The following is a 17,349-nucleotide window of genomic DNA, read 5'->3' on the forward strand; positions in this document are numbered from 1 at the left end:
GGGGAGGAAAGCCTAGCTCCGCACCTTCACGAAGCTTCCCGGCGCGTCCTCGAGCGGCTTGCCGAGGGGGCCGGTGGACGGATCGCGCGCCGGGACCATCTCGCCCGAGCGCTCGTTGAGCCAGGCGGCCCAGTGCGGCCACCAGCTGCCCGGGTGCTCGACGGCGCCGGCCTGCCATTCCTCGATGGTCGCGGGCAGGGCGGGGTTGGTCCAGTGCTGGTACTTCTTCGCGTCCGGGTGGTTGATCACCCCGGCGATATGGCCGCTGCCGGCCATGGTGAAGGTCACCGGCCCGCCGAACAGCTTCGCGCCGCGATAGATGCTGCGGAACGGCGCGATATGGTCGTCGCGCGAGGACTGCACGTAGATCGGCGTCTGGACCTTGTGCAGGTCCAGCTTGACCCCCGCCAGCGTCAGGTCGCCCTTCGCCAGCGCGTTGTCCTTGTAGAAGTTGCGCAGGTAGAACAGGTGCAGCGCCTTGGGCATGCGCGTCTGGTCGCTGTTCCAGAACAGCAGGTCGAACGGCTTGGGCTCCTTGCCCATCAGGTAATTGTTGACGAAGAACGACCAGATCAGGTCGTTGCCGCGCAGGGCGTTGAAGGTGTCGGCCATCGACTTGCCGGGCAGGAAGCCGCCGGACTGGTCCATGGTCTCCTCGATCGAGCGCAGCCAGGCGTCGTCGACGAACAGCTTCAGGTCGCCGGCCTCCTCGAAATCCTGCTGGGCCGCGAAGAAGGTCGCCGAATTGATGCGCTTGTCGCCCTTGGCCGCCATGTGGGCGAGGGCGCAGGAGAGCAGGGTGCCGCCGATGCAGTAGCCGACCGTGTTCACCCGGTCGGTGCCGCACTGCTTCATGACCTGGGTCGTGGCGTCGTAGATGCCTTCGACGAGGTAGTCCTCGAAGGTCTTGGCCGCGAGTTTCTCGTCCGGATTGACCCAGCTGGTGACGAATACCGTGAAGCCCTGGGCCGTCAGCCAGCGGATCAGGCTGTTATCGGGCCGAAGGTCGGTGATGTAGAACTTGTTGATCCACGGCGTGAACAGCAGCAGCGGGATCTCGCGGACCTTGTCCGTCGTCGGCGCGTACTGCAGCAACTGCAGGATGTCGTTCTGGTAGACGACCTTGCCCGGCGCCGTGGCGACGTTCTCGCCGACGATGAACTGCTCCATGTCGGTCTGGCTGATCTGCAGCTGGCCGCCGCCGCGAGTCAGGTCGGCGGCGAAGTTCTCCATGCCGCGCACAAGGCTCTCGCCGCCGCTGGTCATGGCCTCCTTGAGGGCCGCCGGGTTCGACATCAGGAAGTTCGACGGCGAGATCGCGTCGGTCAGCATCTTGATGAAGAACTCGACGCGGCGCTTCTCCAGCGGGTCGACGCCGTCGACCTCGGACACGAGGCTGTTCAGCCAGTTGCTGGTCAGCAGATAGGACTGCTTCATCACGTCGTAGACGGGGTGGGCGCCCCATTCGGGATCGTTGAAGCGCTTGTCGCCCTTGCCCGGCGTGACGACAGGCTCGACCTGTTCGCCGCTCATCTTGCGGGCCGTGGTCTGCCACAGGTCGAGATAGCGCGAGAACAGGTCGGCCTGGGCGCGCAGCAGACGATCGGGCTGGGCGGCCAGACGGCCCATGACGTCGGTCAACGCCGGCGCCACGTGGAAGGGGTCCGGGCTCAGGGCGGCGGGGCTGTCCGCCTGGCGCAGGGCGGCCTCGGCGATCGCGCCCTGGGCGGTGACCGCGGCGCGGGCCAGGTTGGCCGACAGCTTCTCCAGCGCCTCGCGCTGTTCCGACGACAGGAAGGCGGCCGGATCGGGCGCGGCCGCATAGTCAGGCGTCCGGGGCGGCGGCGTCGCGGCCTTCGGCGATTCGGCGGGCGCGGGCCTGGCGGCCTTCGCCGGGGCCTTGGTCGCGGCGGGCTTGGGAGCGGCTTTCGCGGCGGGTTTCTTCGCCGAAGGCTTCCTGGCCGCCGACTTTGAGGGGGTAGTCTTGCCGCTAGAGCCGGCCATGCGCGCGTCCTTCCCGGTGCGTGGGCGTCCGGCGCCCTTTCGCTGTCGCCGATCATGGCATAAGACCGTGACCGATATGAACGGCGATGCGCGAACTTTCTGGCGAACCTTGCGGCTGGCGCTCCTGGCGGGCGCTGCGAGCGGCCTGACGGCCTGCGCCGACCTGCCGAAACTCGAGCCCGGAAGCAGCGCGCAGATCGATCCGAAGTCGCCGGCCGCCGCCCGGGTGGAAGAGGCGATCAAGCATCCCGGCCCCTGGCCGACCTTCGCCGGCATTCCCGAAGTTCCGGACGACGTGCGCAATTCCGCCGCCTGGCGCGCCGCCGTCGAGGACCAGCAAGCCGAGGGCGTCTACACCAGCCGTAACGGCGCCGAGGACACCTGGAGCCTGACCGCCACCGAGGCCTTCGAGGCCGAGGCGCGCGCCCAGGCCAACCCGCTCGGCCTGCATGCCCCGACCGACGCCGAGATGGCCGAGTCGGAGGCCTATGCCCGCGCCCTGCGCAAGCGAGCTACCCCGCCTCCGTCGCCGAGGTAGATCCGGCGCGGCGGAGGCAAGAAATTCCCTGAACCCGCTTGGAGTCGCCTCTTCCGGGGGTTATCCATGCGCGACCTCCGCTCGCAGAGCGCCGGTGATGGCGCAGAGAGCCCTGACATGACCACCGAGTTCCACCGTATCCGGCGTCTGCCACCCTACGTCTTCGAGGAAGTGAACCGCATCAAGGCCAAGCTCCGGGCCGAGGGTACGGACATCATCGATTTCGGCATGGGCAACCCCGACATGCCGACCCCCAAGCACATCGTCGACAAGCTGATCGAGACCGCCCGCGATCCCAAGGCCGGCCGCTACTCCGCGTCCAAGGGCGTGATCGGGCTGCGCCGGGCCATGGCCGGCTACTACGAGCGGCGCTACGGCGTGAAGCTGAACCCCGACACCGAGGTCGTGGCGACGCTCGGGTCGAAGGAGGGCTTCGCCAACCTGGCCAACGCCCTGACCGCGCCCGGCGACGTGATCATCTGCCCCAACCCGGCCTATCCGATCCACGCCTTCGGCTTCATCATGGCCGGCGGGGTGATCCGCCACGTGCCGGCCCTGTCGCCGGAAGAGTATCTCGCCGGCATCAGCCGCGCGGTGAAGCACTCGGCGCCGCCGCCCAGCATCCTGATCCTCAGCTATCCGTCGAACCCGACGGCCCAGTGGGTCGACCTGGACTTCTACCGCGACGCGGTGGAGCTGGCCCGCAAGCACGACATGCTGATCATTTCCGACGTGGCCTATTCGGAAATCTACTTCGACAACAACCCGCCGCCGTCGATCCTGCAGGTCGAGGGCGCCAAGGACCTGGCCGTCGAGGTCAACAGCCTGTCGAAGACCTACGCCATGGCCGGCTGGCGCGTCGGCATGGTGGTCGGCAACGCCCGCATGTGCGCGGCGCTGGCGCGGGTGAAGTCCTATCTCGACTACGGGGCCTTCCTGCCGATCCAGGTGGCCGCCGCCGCGGCCCTCAACGGCCCGCAGGACTGCGTCGAGGAGATCCGCGGCATCTACAAGAGCCGCCGCGACACCCTGGTCAGCAGCATGAAACGCGCCGGCTGGGACATCCCGGCCCCGCCGGCCTCGATGTTCGCCTGGGCCAGGCTGCCCGAGCCGTACAAGGATGTCAGCTCCATGCAGTTTTCCAGGATGCTGATCGAGGAGGCCGGCGTCGCCGTGGCGCCGGGCTCTGGCTTCGGCGAGTATGGCGAGGGCTATGTGCGCATCGGCCTGGTCGAAAACGAACACCGCATCAGACAGGCGGCCCGCAACGTGAAGAAGTTCCTCGCCGATTCCGAGCGCATCCTGGCCAAGGCCCACAACGCCGTGGCCGCGCAATGAGCCCGCGCACCTGGCGTATCGGCGTCGCGGGCCTGGGCACGGTCGGCGGCGGCCTGCTGCAGTTCCTGGCCGAGCGGCCCGACTTCGCGCCGGCCGGGGGCAGGGCGGTGATCACCGGCGTGACCGCCCGCTCGCGCTCGCGGCCGCGCAGCATCGACATCTCCGACATCGCCTGGTTCGACGACCCGGTGGCCCTGGCGACCTCGCCGGACATCGACCTGTTCGTCGAACTGGTCGGCGGCTCCGACGGCCCGGCCAAGGCCGCGGTCGAGGCGGCGCTGAAGGCCGGCAAGCCGGTCGTCACCGCCAACAAGGCCCTGATCGCCGAGCACGGCGCCGAACTGGCGGCGCTGGCCGAGGCGTCCGGCGCGCCGCTGCTGTTCGAGGCCGCCGTCATGGGCGGCACCCCGGCGGTGAAGATGCTGCGCGAGGCGATGGTCGGCGACGACGTGGTCGGCGTGGCCGGCATCCTCAACGGCACCTGCAACTTCATCCTCAGTGAGATGGAGCAGCGCGGCGCGTCGTTCGCCGACGTGCTCGCCGAGGCCCAGCGCATGGGTTACGCCGAGGCCGACCCGACGATGGATGTCGGCGGCTTCGACGCGGCGCACAAGGTGACGATCCTGGCCGCCCTGGCCTTCGGCTGCGCGCCCAACTTCGCCGCGGCCGAGATCGAGGGCATCGACGAGGTCGACCTGCTCGACATCAGGCTGGCCAAGGATCTCGGCTATCGCATCCGGCTGATCGCCTCGGCCGATCGGACGGCCGATGGCGTGGCGGTGCGGGTGCACCCCTCGCTGGTCGCCCAGGGCCATCCGCTGGCCGAGACGCGCGGGGCGCTCAACGCGCTGTTTATCGAGGGAACGCGAATCGGGCGGATCTTCATCCAGGGACCGGGCGCCGGGGCCGGGCCGACGGCCGCCGCCGTGGCCGCCGACATCGCCGACGTCATGACCCTGCCCACGCGGCCGGTGTTCCAGCGTCCGGCGGGCGACCTCAAGCCGTTCATCGCAGTGGCCCCCACGCGCCGCGTCGGCAAGGCCTATCTGCGGCTGCTGGTGAAGGACCAGGCCGGCGTCATCGCCGCCGTTTCCGAAACTCTCGCCGAGTGCGGCGTGTCGATCGACAGCTTCCTGCAGAAGCCCGTCGAGGACGCCGGCGGCGTCCCGATTGTCCTGACCACCCACGCGATCGCCGAGTCGGTGCTGACCGATGCGATAAACCGCATCGAAAAGCTGCCGTCCGTGCTAGAGCGTCCGCGCCTGTTGCGCATCGCGCGTATCTGAGAATCCTCCGACAATAGCGGAGAGCGCCCCGGCAAGGGGCCGGGAGACTGACTTTCATGAGTTCTGAGACGCTGGACCGGGGACTGGTTCTGGACGCGGTCCGTGTGACCGAAGCGGCGGCGATCGCCGCCTGGCATCTGGTCGGCCGCGGCGACGAGAAGGACGCCGACCAGGCGGCCGTCGACGCCATGCGCAACGCCCTGAACGAACTGGCCATCGACGGCGAGATCGTCATCGGCGAGGGCGAGCGAGACGAGGCCCCGATGCTTTACATCGGCGAGAAGGTCGGCACCGGCAAAGGGCCGCGCGTCGACATCGCGCTGGATCCGCTGGAAGGCACGACCCTGACGGCCAAGGCGATGGCCAACGCCCTGGCGGTGATGGCCTGGGCCCCGGCCGGCACGCTGCTCAACGCGCCCGACACCTACATGGACAAGATCGCCTGCGGCCCCGGTTACGCCGAGGGCGTGATCGACCTGGACGCCTCGCCGGCTGACAACGTCCGCGCCCTGGCCAAGGCCAAGGGCGTCGAGCCGGACCAGATCACCGTCTGCGTGCTGGACCGTCCGCGCCACACCGAGATCATCAACAGCCTGCGCTCCGTCGGCGCGCGGGTCTATCTGATCACCGACGGCGACGTGGCCGGGGTGATAAACACCGCCGACCCCCTGACGGGCGTCGACCTGTACATCGGCCAGGGCGGCGCGCCCGAGGGCGTGCTGGCCTGCGCGGCGCTCAAGTGCGTCGGCGGCCAGTTCCAGGGCCGTCTGGTGTTCCGCAACAACGACGAGCGCGCCCGCGCCGCCAAGTGGGGCATCACCGATCTCGACCGCAAGTACATGCTCAATGAGATCGTCCGCGCCGACGCCATCTTCGCCATGACCGGCGTGACCAACGGGGCCCTTCTGGACGGCGTGAAGCTCGACGGCGGCTTCGTGCACACCCACACCCTGGTGATGAACTCCTCGACCCGCACCGTGCGTGAAGTGCGGATGAAGCGGCCGCTCTGACGATGGCTGACGGCGCGCTCGAGGCAGGCTTCCTCGGTGTGCGCCGCTCGCTGTCCGGACGGGCCTGGCGCTGGCGTCCCGCCGACGCCGCGCTGATCCGCGACCACCAGATGCGTCACGGCCTGAGCGAACCGCTCGCCCGGGCCCTGGCCGGGCGCGGCGTCGACACGGCCGGCGCGCCCGACTACCTGACGCCGACGCTCAAGGCGCAGTTCCCCGACCCCTCGACCTTCGCCGACATGGACCTGGCGGCCGCGATTCTCGTCGACGCCGTGGAGAGCGGCCGGCCGACGGCCGTGTTCGCCGACTACGACGTCGACGGCGCCTCGAGCGCGGCCCAGCTGGTGCGCTGGTTCCGCGCCATGGGCCGCGAGCTGGCCATCTATGTGCCCGACCGGATCATCGAGGGCTATGGCCCCAGCCCGGCCGCCTTCCGGCATCTGCAGGAGCAGGGCGCCGACCTCGTCGTCACCGTCGACTGCGGCGCGGCCGCCACCGACGCCCTGCTGGCGGCGCGCGACATCGGCCTCGACGTGGTGGTCATCGACCACCACCTGATGCGCGGCGACCCGCCGCCGGCCGCCGCCCTGGTCAACCCCAACCGGCCCGACGACACGTCAGGGCAGGGGCATCTTGCAGCCGCGGGGGTGACCTTCGTGCTGTTGGCCGCCCTGAACCGCGAGGCGCGGCGCAGGGGGCTGTTCAGGGACCGTCCGGAGCCCGACATCCGCCAGTGGCTCGATCTGGCCGCCATGGGCGCCGTCTGCGACGTGACGAGCCTGACCGGCTTCAACCGCGCCATTGCCGCCCAGGGCCTCAGGACGATGTCCGGCTGGGCCAACCCGGGCCTCAAGGCGCTGCTCGACGTCGCCAAGTCGCAGGGGCCGGCCACCACCTTCCACGCCGGCTTCATTCTCGGCCCGCGCATCAACGCCGGCGGGCGGATCGGACGGTCCGACCTCGGCGCCCGCCTGCTGTCGACCGACGACCCGCAAGAGGCGCGCGATCTGGCCGAACAACTCGACGCTCTCAACGCCTCGCGCAAGGACGTCGAAAAGGGCGTGATCGACGAGGCGGTGTTGTCTCTGGAGCGCGATAGCAACTTCGATCCCGACGCCCCGGCCATCGTCGTCGCCGGCGACGGCTGGCATCCGGGCGTGGTCGGCATCGCCGCCGCCCGCCTGCGCGAGCGCTATCGCAAGCCGGTGGTCGTCATCGGCGTCGACCGGCCGTCGGACACAGGCAAGGGCTCGGGTCGCTCGCAACCCGGGGTGAATCTCGGCCGGGCCGTGCAGGCGGCCTTCGACGAGGGGCTGCTGCTGGCCGGGGGCGGCCACGCCATGGCCGCGGGCCTGACGATCCGTCCGGCGATGATTCCCGACCTGCGCGCCTTCCTCTGCGAGCGGCTGGCGGGCGAGATGGTCGAGGCGGCCGGACAGGACGCCATCGAGATCGACGCCCTGGTCAGCCCCGGCGGGGCCACGCGGGGCCTGTATGCGGAGTTCCAGCGGCTGGCTCCGTTCGGTCCCGGCAATCCGGAGCCGACCTTCGCGGTGGCCGACGCGCGAATCGAGCGGCCGATGATGCTCAAGGGCGGCCATGTGCGCTGTACGCTGATGGATTCCTCCGGCGGCCGGCTGAAGGCCGTGGCCTGGCGGGCCGGAGAAACCGAGATGGGCGCGCGGATCATAGCCGGGGGCGGGGCGATGCACTTCGTCGGCCGGCTGAAGCCCGACGACTGGCAGGGCCGCGGGAGCGTGGAGCTCGAAATCGAGGACGCCGCCGATCCCCGGATGGTGCTCTGAAGCGGCCGTCCGCGGCTTTGTTCGCTTCCATGCGAAAAGTCGTTCGCTTGGGGGCTTGCGCCTCCCGGGAGTCGCGAATATACAGCCGCTTCCTCGCGACCGGGCGCCCTTCGTCTATCGGTTAGGACCCCAGATTTTCAATCTGGTAAGAGGGGTTCGACTCCCCTAGGGCGTACCACCGCCGCGAGTGACTATTCCCAGAACATTGCGACTAATTGTCGCGGGCAGGCCCCGAGTCATCGCTCGCGCGAATTCACGCATTGACGGCTCTCGTCCTACGAGAACAGTGTTATGTTCGAGACCTCGTCCACACTGCACTTGGGGCGGGGCAGAGGGGCGGAATGTCTGGTTACGATTTCGAGGCTCAGGATCCGCACGAGGAGTCCGTGCGGATCAATGGCCGTGTGAAGTGGTTTGACGCGGGAAAGGGGTACGGTTTCATCGTGCCCGACGATCCCAGCCAGACCGGATTGAAGGATGTGCTGCTGCACATCACCTCGCTGCGCAACGCCGGACGCGAGTCGGCGCTGGAAGGCTCTGTGATCATTTGCGACGTCGTGCGCCGGACCAAGGGCTGGCAGGTGTCGGACATCGTCGACCTCGACGAGACCGCGGCGCCGCCCGTCGGCGAGCGGCCGCAACGCCGTTTCGAGCACGACGCCGGCGGGTTCCGCCGCGAGCGTGACCGTTTCGAGGGCGGCTTCGGCGGCGGCCATCGCGACGCGCCGCGCCGCGCCCCGCCGCTGCGAGCCGACGGACCGCTCGAACACTGCACGGTGAAATGGTTCAACCGCACCAAGGGCTACGGTTTCGTGGTGCGCGACGCCGAGCCGGGGGATATCTTCGTCCACATCGAGACCCTGCGTCGCAGCGGCCTTGATGACCTGCAGCCCGGCGACGGCGTGATGGTGCGCTTCGCCGAGGGGCCCAAGGGTCTTGTCGTGGCCGAAATCGCGGCGTCCTGACGTCCGACGTTCCTGGAGTACCCCGTTGATCCTGAACATGCGTAACGCCGGTCGGACCGCCGTCCTGGCCGCGGCGATGCTCGCCCCCATGCTGTCGGGCGCCTGCCGCGCCGAGACGCCGCCGGCGGCCGCCGCCGCGCCGCCCGTCAACGCCGTCGTCACCGAGCCGCTGACCATCGACACGATCCGGGGGAGCGTGGCCTTCAAGGTCGAGATCGCCGACAGCGACGCCGAGCGCGAACAGGGCCTGATGTACCGCACCACCCTGGCGCCCGACGCCGGGATGCTGTTCATCTGGAATCGGGCCGCGCCGCGGGCCTTCTGGATGAAGAACACCTACATCCCGCTCGACATCCTCTACATCGGCGCCAACGGCCGGATTATCTCGATCGCCGCCAACGCCCAGCCGTTCGACGAGACGCCGATCCCCTCGCGCGGCGACGCCAAGGCCGTGCTCGAGCTGGCCGGGGGCCGCGCGGCCGAGCTGGGCATCGACCTGGGCGACCAGGTCCACCACAAGATGTTCGGCCAGTGACGGACGAGACCGTCCCGGCGCCGCCGGAGGGGTTCAAGCCGAGCGCGCGCGGGCCCTACACCACCCACAACGGGCCGTTCTTCCATCGCGTCGCGGACGACCGGCTCGAGCACGCCTTCTTCGTGCTCAAGCGGCACTGCAACAGCCTGGGCATCGTCCACGGCGGCATGCTGTCGACCTTCATGGACGGGGTGCTGGCCAATGCGGTCGGCCGTGAGACCGGCACGGCCTCCGTCACCGTGCACCTGTCGCTGGATTTCCTGTCGATGGCCCGGGCCGGCGACTGGGTCTACGGGGAGGGCGTCGTCACCCGCAAGACCAAGGACCTGATCTTCGTCGAGGGCCGCATCCACACGGGGGCCCGCGACGTGATGCGCGCCGCCGGCATCTTCAAGCCGGTGCACCGGCGTGCGGACCAGCCGGCGCCGGGCTCCAGGCCCAGGCCAGACTGACGGCCTAGTCCAGGCTGAGCACGACCTTGACGCAGTCGCCGTGGTGCTGCGCGGCGATGGCCGCGTTGATCTCGGCGAACGGGTAGGTCTTCACCAGTTTCTCGACCGGCAGGCGGCCGGCCTTCCAGTGGGCGATCAGCTGCGGCAGGAAGACGTCCGGGTCGCTGTCGCCCTCGATGATGCCGCGCACCGTCTGGCCGAAGGTCAGGACGGTCCCGAGATCGCCGGGCAGGGGCGTGCCGGCCGGCGGAATGCCGACGATGCCCAGCACGCCCTTGGGGGCCAGGGCGCCCATGATGGCGGTCAGGGTGTCGGGGCGACCGGTGGTGTCGAAGGCGTAGTCCACGCCCTGGGGCAGGATGGCTCGCACGGCGGCGGCGAGATCCGGGCTCTCGGCCGGGTCGATGACGTGGGTCGCGCCGAGCTCGGTGGCCAGGGCGCGGCGGGCGGCGTGCGGCTCGACGACGATGACCACGCCGCAGCCCTGGATCTTCGCGCCCATGACCGCCGAAAGGCCGACAGCCCCGCCGCCGGTGATCAGCAGGCTCGAGCCCTTCGGACAGGCCAGGGCCAGCATGATCCCGCCGGCGCCCGTCTGGACGCCGCAGCCGAGCGGCGCGGCCAGTTCGAACGGGATGTCGCCCGGGATCTTGAGCACATTGCGCTCGTAGGCGAGGGCGTAGGTGGCGAACGACGACTGGCCGAAGAAGTTGGACGACACGGCCGTCTCGCCCTGGGCCAGGGCCTTGGAGCCATCCGGCCGCATGCCGATGTAGTTCAACGCGGGCATCAGGTAGCAGTAGGCCGGGTCGCCGCTCTTGCAGCGGTCGCACTGGCCGCAGGAGCGGAAGGTCAGGGCCACCCGGTCGCCGGCGGCGACCTTGGTCACGGCCGCGCCGACCCGCTCGACGACGCCGGCGCCTTCATGGCCGAGCACGGCGGGCATCGAGAAGGGCATGCCACCCTCCCGCGCCACCAGGTCGGTGTGGCAGACGCCGACGGCGGCGATGCGCACGAGGATCTCGTCGGCGCGCGGCTCGTCCAGGTCGACGGTCTCGAGGGTGAAGTCCTGGCCCGGGGCGCGGGCGACGGCGGCGGTAACCTGCATGGTCTTGATCCTCAAGCGGTCCAGAGGGCGAAGGTGTCGTGGTCGAGGGCCTGGGCGCAGGCACCGCGGGTCATGGCCAGGAACAGGGCGTCGCCGCGCTCGGTGCGTTCGACGGCGATGGCCGAGAACACGCCCATGAACACGCCGTGCACCGCCATGCGGCGGTAGTCGGTCCAGCAGTCTTCCAGGCCGTAGTCGCTGACGCCGAGGCGGCGCAGTTCGTCGTGATAGAGGGTGATCAACTCGCGCTCATGCGCGCGGCGCGCCTCGGGCGAGACGCCGGCGCTGAGGAAATAGGTCACGTCGGTCAGGCCGTGGCCGATGGCCAGGGTCTGCCAGTCCAGCGTGCCCATGCGGCGGCTGCCGCCCTGGATGTCGAACAGGATGTTGTCGAGCCGGAAGTCGCCGTGCTGGACCGTGAACGGGCCCTCGGCCACGCCCTGGAACAGCGGCATGATCTGCGGCAGGCGCTCGACCAGCGCCATGTGCTCGTCGGCCAGCACGCCGTCGTAGCGCTCGCGGAAGGCGGTGATGATGCCGGGCAGGGCGGCGATGATCGCCGGGAACATGTCGGCGCCCGAGGCGAGCCAGGCGATGTCCTTCAGCGACGCGTCGTTCCAGCGCGGGGCGTGCAGGGCGGCGGCCTCGAGCAGGGCCGTGCGGGCGTCGGCGATCGAGCAGCCGGTCAGCTGGTCGCCCGGGCGGGCCGGGCCGAAGTCCTCGAAGATCAGGGTGAAGGCCGAGGTTTCCGGATCAATCTCGGCGAAATGGGTCTTCGGGGTGATGATGCCGACCGTCGAGGCGACCTCGCGATAGAAGCCCACTTCCCGGCCATAGAGGTTGAACGCCGCGCCCGAGGCCCGGCTGGCCGGATCGGCGGCGGCGAACTTGCCGACCACGCTGGCGGGGGCCGCGGCCGGCGCGCCGTCATAGGTCAGGGTGAAGCGATAGCTGTCGCCGACCAGGCCGTTGCCGACCGGCTTGACGTCGAGCGCGGTCACCGACCCCGTCGGCAGGGTCCCGGAGGCGCGCAGCACGGCGGTCATCCAGGCGGGGTCGACGGCGTCGACGGTGGCGGCGATGGCAGGCTTGGTCATGTCTTGTTTCCCGATCGCCGGCGGACTTGGCGCCGCCTGGCGAAAGCTGGTCCCTGATCGTCACCGCTAGAGCATCCCCGGCGGCGCGGGAACCATCTTTAGGCCGGTCACCCAGCGGAACCGCAACCGTCTTGCGCAATACGTTTGCCCCTGGCCGCGAAGCTTTGTAGAGCAAGCCCTTCCGTGATCGCGGGGTGTGGCGCAGTCTGGTAGCGCATCTGGTTTGGGACCAGAGGGTCGGAGGTTCGAATCCTCTCGCCCCGACCACGGAAGAGCTGACCCCAGGAGGCCCCGCATGCTCGCGCGCATCTATCGTCCCGCCAAGACCGCCATGCAGTCGGGCAAGGCCAAGACGAGAGACTGGCTGCTCGAGTTCGAACCGGCGGCCGCCAAGCGCACCGACCCGCTGACCGGCTGGACCCAGTCCACCGACATGAACGGCCAGGTGCGCTTGACCTTCGACACGCGCGAGGAGGCGGTCGCCTACGCCCAGCGCCACGGCATCGCCTTCCGGCTGTTCGAGCCGAAGGAGCCGAAGAAGATCATCAAGGCCTACGCCGACAACTTCGCCACCAACCGCCGGCAATCCTGGACGCACTAGGGTCGAGCGGGGTGCGTGGTTCGACACGCGCTTCGCGCTGCTCACCATGACGTGCAGAGAGGTACGTCATCCTGAGCAGGCCCAGAGGGCCGTGTCGAAGGACGCACGCTGGGGCCACCTTCACCCGCCAGCCGAACCCCGCTACACCACAGTCGAAGACCCCATAGCTCAACCGGATAGAGCACCTGCCTTCTAAGCAGGGGGTTGCAGGTTCGAGTCCTGCTGGGGTCGCCAGGTCAGGCGTTGTAGGCGTCCAGCGCCTTGCGCAGGTCGGCGATCAGGTCGGCGGGGGTTTCCAGACCGATGTGCAGGCGGATCAGCGGACCGCCGTAGGCGATGTCGACCGTGCGCGAGGTCAGTTGCGGGTCACAGCTGATGGCCAGGCTTTCGAAGCCGCCCCAGGAAAAGCCCAGCCCGAAGATCTCCAGCGCGTCGAGGAAGGCCTCGACCTTCGCCGGTGATCCCGGCTGAAGCACGAAGCCGAACAGGCCGCAGGCGCCGCCGTAGTCGCGCTTCCAGAGATCGTGGCCGGGCGCGCCGGGCAGGGCGGGGTGCAGGACGGTCAGCACCTCCGGCTGGTCGGCCAGCCAGCGGGCCACCGTCAGGCCGTTCTCGCCGTGGCGGGCGAGGCGGGTGGCCAGGGTGCGCAGGCCGCGAAGGGCCTGGTAGGCGTCGTCGGGCGCCACCGACCAGCCATGGTCGGCGATGGAGGCCTTGATCAGCGCGCCGGTCGCCGGGTCGCCCGTGGCGACCGAGCCGAGAAAGACGTCCGAATGGCCGCAGATATATTTGGTCAGGGCCTGGACGCTGATGTCGACGCCCTGCGCCAGCGGCTTGAACAGCAGGCCAGCGCCCCAGGTGTTGTCGGCTATGGTCAGGACGCCGCGCGCCCGCGCCGCGGCCGCGATGCCCGCCACGTCCTGCAGCTCGAAGCTCAGCGAGCCGGGCGACTCCAGCACGATCGCCCGCGTCGCCGGGCTCGCCATGGCCAGCACGCCGGCCGCGTCCAGCCGGGAGTCATAGTACCGCACCGTCACGCCGAAGCGCGTCAGGACCCGGTCACAGAAGTAGCGCACCGGCCGGTAGACGGTGTCCACCACCAGAAGATCGTCGCCGGCCTTGAGTACGGCCAGGATCGCCGCCGTCATCGCCGCAAGCCCCGAGGGGTAGAGCTGGACCGCCGTGGCGCCTTCCAGGTCGGCGAGGGCGTCCATCAGCGCGAACTGCGCCGACAGGCCGGCCCGGCCGTAGCCGAGCGTGCCGTCGTAGAGGGCCCTGGCGTTGGGCAGCAGCACCGTCGAGCCGCGCTGTATCGGCGGACTGACCGTTTGCGCGCGCAGGGCCTCGACGTGCCCGGCGTGGATCAGGCGTGTTTCTTCGTCCATGCGGCTTGCCAGTCTTGACGTCGGGAGGCGATGGTTGGGTTCTCCCATAGGGCGGCGAGGCGCCGCCGATCAAGGACGCCGCGCCGTGAAACGACTCGCCCTGGCCCTGTTGCTCGCCCTGACGGCGACGGCCTGCGAGCGAAAGGCGCCGGTTTCGGGCGCGCCCGACAAGGTTCCGGTCGTCGACGACAGCGGCGCGGCCACGCCGGCCAGCCGGACCCTGGCGGCGGTGAAGGCGCGCGGGGCCCTGCGCTGCGGCGTCAACCCCGGGCTGGCCGGCTTCTCCCACCAAGACGGCCAGGGGCGCTGGACCGGGTTCGACATCGACTTCTGCCGGGCGCTGGCGGCGGCGGTCGTCGGCTCGCCCGACCGGGTGGTGTTCGTGCCGCTGGCCAACGACGTGCGGCTGGCGGCGCTGAAGGCGGGGCAGGTCGACGTCCTGTCGCGTAACACCAGCTGGACCTTCAGTCGCGACGCCGGCGAGGGCGTCGACTTCGCCGGGGTCAGCTACTACGACGGCCAGGGCTTCCTGGCGCCGCGCGACCTGTCGCTGCAGAGCGCCTCAGAGCTGTCCGGCGCGAAGATCTGCGTGCAGTCCGGCTCGACCAGCGAGCTGAACCTGCGCGACTGGTTCGGCGCGCGGTCGATCAACTGGATGCCGGTGCTGGCGCCGACGCTGGAACGCGCGCGGGCCGACTATGAGCAGGGCGTCTGCGACGTGCTGTCGGCCGATATCTCGGCGCTGGCCTCGGCTCGGGCGACCCTGGCCGACCAGAACGCCCATGTGCTGCTGCCGGACGTGATTTCCAAGGAGCCGCTCGGCCCGGTCGTTCGCCAGGGCGATCCCGGCTGGACCGACATCGTGCGCTGGACGCTGAACGCGCTGGTTCTGGCCGAGGAGGCGGGGGTCACCCGCGACACCGTCGATCGCCAGCGCCGGGAGGCGACCGCCCCGGAGGTGCGGCGGCTGCTCGGGGTCGACACCGGCTATGGCGGCATGCTCGGCCTGGACGACGCCTGGGCCTGGCGGGCGATCAAGGCCGTCGGGTCCTATGGCGAGGTGTTCGACCGCAATCTGGGCAAGGACTCGGCGCTGAAGCTCGAGCGCGGCCAGAACGCGCTGTGGAACGCGGCGAAGCCGGGCCTGCTCTATTCGCCGCCGCTGCGGTAATCAGGCCGGGCCGGTCACCACCGGAACGTCCTCGCGGCCGCCCCATTCGGTCCAGGAGCCGTCGTAGAGCGCTGTGCGCTCCCTGCCCAGGCGGGCGAGGGCCAACGCCAGGATGGCGGCGGTGATGCCGGAGCCGCAGGTGGTGATGACGGGCTTGTTGATGTCCACGCCCGCATTTTCAAAGATTTCAGCCAGTTGGGCCGGAGTCTTCATGGTTCCGTCCGGGGCCAGAAGGTCGCTGGCCGGCACGTTGCGCGCACCCGGCATATGGCCGCCGCGCAGACCGGCGCGCGGCTCGGGCGTCTCGCCGGTGAAGCGGCCGGCGGGCCGGGCGTCGACGACCTGCTCGCGGCCGGTCTCCAGCGCCTTGCGGACCTGGCCCAGGTCGCGGACCAGATCGTAGCTGAGCCGCGGCGTGAAGTGGCGCTCGCGCGGCGGGGCCGGCATGTCGGAGATCGGCCGACCTTCGGCGATCCACTTGGGCAGGCCGCCGTCGAGCACGACCACGTCCAGATGGCCCATGGCGCGGAAGGTCCACCAGACCCGCGCGGCCGAACGCAGCCCCAGTTGGTCGTAGATCACCATGCGGGCGCCGTCGCCGAGACCCAGCTTGCGGACCCGCGAGGCGAACTTGACCGCGCTGGGCAGCATGTGCGGCAGGGGCGAGGTCTCGTCGGCGATGTCGTCGATGTCGAAGAACACCGCGCCCGGAATGTGGGCCAGGGCGTACTCGGCCTTCGCGTCCCGCTCCTCGTGCGGGAAGTACCAGCTGGCGTCGATGATCCGCACATCGGGCGCCTGGAGGTGTTCGGCGAGCCAGGCGGTGGAAACGAGCGGATCAGACATCGGAAAGCTCCCCTAGAGCCAGCCGGGAACCGGAAGGCCGCGTTCCCCGAGGAACGCCGGATTAAACAGTTTGCTCTGATACCGCGATCCGTAGTCGCACAAAATGGTCACGATGGTGTGGCCGGGCCCCAGATCGCGGGCCAGCCGCATGGCGCCCGCGATATTGACGCCGGTTGACCCGCCCATGACCAGCCCTTCGTGCTCGGCCAGCTCGAAGATGATGCGCAGCATCTCCTCGTCATCGATGCGATAGGCGTGGTCGACCTTGAGACCTTCGAGATTGGCCGTGATACGGCCCTGTCCGATGCCCTCGCTGATCGAAGTCCCCTCGGCCTTCAGCTCGCCGGTCGTGTAGTAGCTGTAGAGCGCCGCGCCGTGCGGGTCGGCCAGGCCGATGGCGATGTCCGGCTTCCTGGCGCGCAGGGCCGCGGCCACGCCGGCCAGGGTGCCGCCCGAACCGACCGCGCAGATGAAGCCGTCGACCCTTCCGCCCGTCTGCTCCCAGATTTCCGGGCCGGTCGAGCGCTCGTGGGCCTGGCGGTTGGCGACGTTGTCGAACTGGTTGGCCCAGATGGCGCCGTTCGGGTCGGTTCGGGCCAGTTCCTCGGCCAGGCGGCCGGAATAGCGCACGTAGTTGTCGGGGTTGGAGTAGGGGACCGCGTCGACCTCGACCAGCTCCGCGCCGGCGAGCTTGATTGCGTCCTTCTTTTCCTGGCTCTGGGTGCGCGGGATGACGATGGTGGTCTTGTAGCCCAGCGCGCTGGCGACCATGGCCAGGCCGATGCCGGTGTTGCCGGCCGTGCCCTCGACGATCCGGCCGCCCGGGCGCAGCAGGCCCCTGGCCTCGGCGTCGCGGATGATGCCCAGGGCGGCGCGGTCCTTGACCGACTGGCCGGGGTTGAGGAACTCGGCCTTGCCGAGAATCTCGCAGCCGGTGGCCTCGCTGGCGGCTTTCAGCCGGATCAGCGGGGTGTTTCCAATGAGGTCCAGGACGCTGGCGGCAGCGGACATGCGAGCGGTTCCGACGGCCGCGAACGGCCCGATGATCCTGCCTACATCATGCGCCGCGCACCGATCGCAACCCCAGAATATCTGAAGGCCGGCACACAGGCGGCGATCATAGTGCGCCGCGACGGATAATAATACCCGGATATATATTGCCTGTTAATTTACCCGGGTATATTAGCGCGGCGTGGCGGAGACGGTCC

Annotated in this window: 16 protein-coding genes and 3 tRNA genes; 13 read left to right on the forward strand and 6 right to left on the reverse strand. The window is 69.7% G+C overall.

Going from position 1 to position 17,349, the window contains the following annotated elements; all coding sequences use genetic code 11:
* Positions 1-12 precede the first annotated feature (12 nt).
* A complete protein-coding gene (gene phaC, locus AC1RN0_RS09685; RefSeq protein ID WP_492787232.1) occupies positions 13-2,004 on the reverse strand; it encodes a class I poly(R)-hydroxyalkanoic acid synthase in 1,992 nt (663 codons plus the stop codon).
* 67 nt (positions 2,005-2,071) lie between these two features.
* On the opposite strand from phaC, the gene AC1RN0_RS09690 reads away from it, so the two are divergent.
* The 9 genes from AC1RN0_RS09690 (at position 2,072) to AC1RN0_RS09730 (ending at position 9,933) form a co-directional block, all read left to right on the forward strand.
* Positions 2,072-2,542: a hypothetical protein gene (locus tag AC1RN0_RS09690; protein WP_492787233.1), complete on the forward strand. Its 471-nt coding sequence runs from the start codon at positions 2,072-2,074 to the stop codon at positions 2,540-2,542.
* Between the two features lie 117 nt (positions 2,543-2,659).
* Positions 2,660-3,880, forward strand: a complete 1,221-nt coding sequence (locus AC1RN0_RS09695) for an LL-diaminopimelate aminotransferase (RefSeq protein WP_492787234.1) — start codon at positions 2,660-2,662, stop codon at positions 3,878-3,880.
* Positions 3,877-5,166: a homoserine dehydrogenase gene (locus AC1RN0_RS09700; protein ID WP_492787235.1), complete on the forward strand. Its 1,290-nt coding sequence runs from the start codon at positions 3,877-3,879 to the stop codon at positions 5,164-5,166. Before AC1RN0_RS09695 ends, AC1RN0_RS09700 begins: the two co-directional genes overlap by 4 nt.
* 56 nt (positions 5,167-5,222) lie before the next feature.
* A complete protein-coding gene (gene glpX, locus AC1RN0_RS09705; protein ID WP_492787236.1) occupies positions 5,223-6,176 on the forward strand; it encodes a class II fructose-bisphosphatase in 954 nt (317 codons plus the stop codon).
* 2 nt (positions 6,177-6,178) lie between these two features.
* A complete protein-coding gene (recJ, locus tag AC1RN0_RS09710) occupies positions 6,179-7,981 on the forward strand; it encodes a single-stranded-DNA-specific exonuclease RecJ (RefSeq protein ID WP_492787237.1) in 1,803 nt (600 codons plus the stop codon).
* 103 nt (positions 7,982-8,084) lie between these two features.
* A tRNA-Glu gene (locus AC1RN0_RS09715) sits at positions 8,085-8,159 on the forward strand.
* Positions 8,160-8,322: 163 nt separating this feature from the next.
* Complete coding sequence (locus tag AC1RN0_RS09720) at positions 8,323-8,946, forward strand: cold-shock protein (RefSeq protein ID WP_492787238.1); 624 nt, start codon at positions 8,323-8,325, stop codon at positions 8,944-8,946.
* 37 nt (positions 8,947-8,983) lie between these two features.
* The gene (locus AC1RN0_RS09725; RefSeq protein WP_492787239.1) at positions 8,984-9,481 is read left to right on the forward strand and encodes a DUF192 domain-containing protein; all 498 of its coding nucleotides are present in this window, start codon (positions 8,984-8,986) and stop codon (positions 9,479-9,481) included.
* A complete protein-coding gene (locus tag AC1RN0_RS09730) occupies positions 9,478-9,933 on the forward strand; it encodes a PaaI family thioesterase (RefSeq protein ID WP_492787240.1) in 456 nt (151 codons plus the stop codon). Before AC1RN0_RS09725 ends, AC1RN0_RS09730 begins: the two co-directional genes overlap by 4 nt.
* A gap of 4 nt (positions 9,934-9,937) precedes the next feature.
* Here the strand turns inward: AC1RN0_RS09730 and AC1RN0_RS09735 are convergent, their stop codons facing one another.
* Both AC1RN0_RS09735 and AC1RN0_RS09740 read right to left on the reverse strand, forming a co-directional pair.
* Complete coding sequence (locus AC1RN0_RS09735; RefSeq protein WP_492787241.1) at positions 9,938-11,041, reverse strand: NAD(P)-dependent alcohol dehydrogenase; 1,104 nt, start codon at positions 11,039-11,041, stop codon at positions 9,938-9,940.
* Positions 11,042-11,052: 11 nt separating this feature from the next.
* Positions 11,053-12,138: a phosphotransferase gene (locus AC1RN0_RS09740; protein WP_492787242.1), complete on the reverse strand. Its 1,086-nt coding sequence runs from the start codon at positions 12,136-12,138 to the stop codon at positions 11,053-11,055.
* Positions 12,139-12,328: 190 nt separating this feature from the next.
* Here AC1RN0_RS09740 and AC1RN0_RS09745 point away from each other — a divergent pair.
* The 3 genes from AC1RN0_RS09745 (at position 12,329) to AC1RN0_RS09755 (ending at position 12,973) form a co-directional block, all read left to right on the forward strand.
* Positions 12,329-12,405: transfer RNA gene (locus AC1RN0_RS09745), tRNA-Pro, on the forward strand.
* 28 nt (positions 12,406-12,433) lie between these two features.
* The gene (locus AC1RN0_RS09750) at positions 12,434-12,739 is read left to right on the forward strand and encodes an ETC complex I subunit (protein WP_492787243.1); all 306 of its coding nucleotides are present in this window, start codon (positions 12,434-12,436) and stop codon (positions 12,737-12,739) included.
* A gap of 157 nt (positions 12,740-12,896) precedes the next feature.
* A tRNA-Arg gene (locus tag AC1RN0_RS09755) sits at positions 12,897-12,973 on the forward strand.
* 2 nt (positions 12,974-12,975) lie between these two features.
* Here AC1RN0_RS09755 and metC read toward each other — a convergent pair.
* Positions 12,976-14,124 carry a cystathionine beta-lyase gene (metC, locus tag AC1RN0_RS09760; RefSeq protein ID WP_492787244.1) on the reverse strand — a complete coding sequence of 383 codons (1,149 nt, stop codon included), beginning with the start codon at positions 14,122-14,124 and terminating at the stop codon, positions 12,976-12,978.
* An 85-nt stretch (positions 14,125-14,209) separates the two neighbouring features.
* On the opposite strand from metC, the gene AC1RN0_RS09765 reads away from it, so the two are divergent.
* On the forward strand, positions 14,210-15,295 hold the full coding sequence (locus AC1RN0_RS09765) for an amino acid ABC transporter substrate-binding protein (RefSeq protein WP_492787245.1): 1,086 nt from the start codon (positions 14,210-14,212) through the stop codon (positions 15,293-15,295).
* Here AC1RN0_RS09765 and sseA read toward each other — a convergent pair whose 3' ends face one another.
* Positions 15,296-16,141, reverse strand: a complete 846-nt coding sequence (sseA, locus tag AC1RN0_RS09770) for a 3-mercaptopyruvate sulfurtransferase (RefSeq protein ID WP_492787246.1) — start codon at positions 16,139-16,141, stop codon at positions 15,296-15,298.
* Positions 16,142-16,153: 12 nt separating this feature from the next.
* Positions 16,154-17,152, reverse strand: coding sequence for a cysteine synthase A (locus AC1RN0_RS09775; RefSeq protein WP_492787247.1), 999 nt, complete (start codon positions 17,150-17,152; stop codon positions 16,154-16,156).
* Between the last annotated feature and the right edge of the window lie 197 nt (positions 17,153-17,349).

Source organism: Caulobacter sp. GW821-FHT12F03 (assembly GCF_058806855.1).

Excerpts from the sequence above, each read along its gene's own strand:
- recJ (WP_492787237.1), top strand. The coding sequence starts at position 6,179 with ATGGCTGACGGCGCGCTCGAGGCAGGCTTCCTCGGTGTGCGCCGCTCG.
- sseA (WP_492787246.1), bottom strand. The coding sequence starts at position 16,141 with ATGTCTGATCCGCTCGTTTCCACCGCCTGGCTCGCCGAACACCTCCAG.
- glpX (WP_492787236.1), top strand. The coding sequence starts at position 5,223 with ATGAGTTCTGAGACGCTGGACCGGGGACTGGTTCTGGACGCGGTCCGT.
- AC1RN0_RS09750 (WP_492787243.1), top strand. The coding sequence starts at position 12,434 with ATGCTCGCGCGCATCTATCGTCCCGCCAAGACCGCCATGCAGTCGGGC.
- metC (WP_492787244.1), bottom strand. The coding sequence starts at position 14,124 with ATGGACGAAGAAACACGCCTGATCCACGCCGGGCACGTCGAGGCCCTG.
- AC1RN0_RS09695 (WP_492787234.1), top strand. The coding sequence starts at position 2,660 with ATGACCACCGAGTTCCACCGTATCCGGCGTCTGCCACCCTACGTCTTC.
- AC1RN0_RS09720 (WP_492787238.1), top strand. The coding sequence starts at position 8,323 with ATGTCTGGTTACGATTTCGAGGCTCAGGATCCGCACGAGGAGTCCGTG.
- AC1RN0_RS09735 (WP_492787241.1), bottom strand. The coding sequence starts at position 11,041 with ATGCAGGTTACCGCCGCCGTCGCCCGCGCCCCGGGCCAGGACTTCACC.
- AC1RN0_RS09725 (WP_492787239.1), top strand. The coding sequence starts at position 8,984 with ATGCGTAACGCCGGTCGGACCGCCGTCCTGGCCGCGGCGATGCTCGCC.
- phaC (WP_492787232.1), bottom strand. The coding sequence starts at position 2,004 with ATGGCCGGCTCTAGCGGCAAGACTACCCCCTCAAAGTCGGCGGCCAGG.
- AC1RN0_RS09775 (WP_492787247.1), bottom strand. The coding sequence starts at position 17,152 with ATGTCCGCTGCCGCCAGCGTCCTGGACCTCATTGGAAACACCCCGCTG.
- AC1RN0_RS09740 (WP_492787242.1), bottom strand. The coding sequence starts at position 12,138 with ATGACCAAGCCTGCCATCGCCGCCACCGTCGACGCCGTCGACCCCGCC.
- AC1RN0_RS09700 (WP_492787235.1), top strand. The coding sequence starts at position 3,877 with ATGAGCCCGCGCACCTGGCGTATCGGCGTCGCGGGCCTGGGCACGGTC.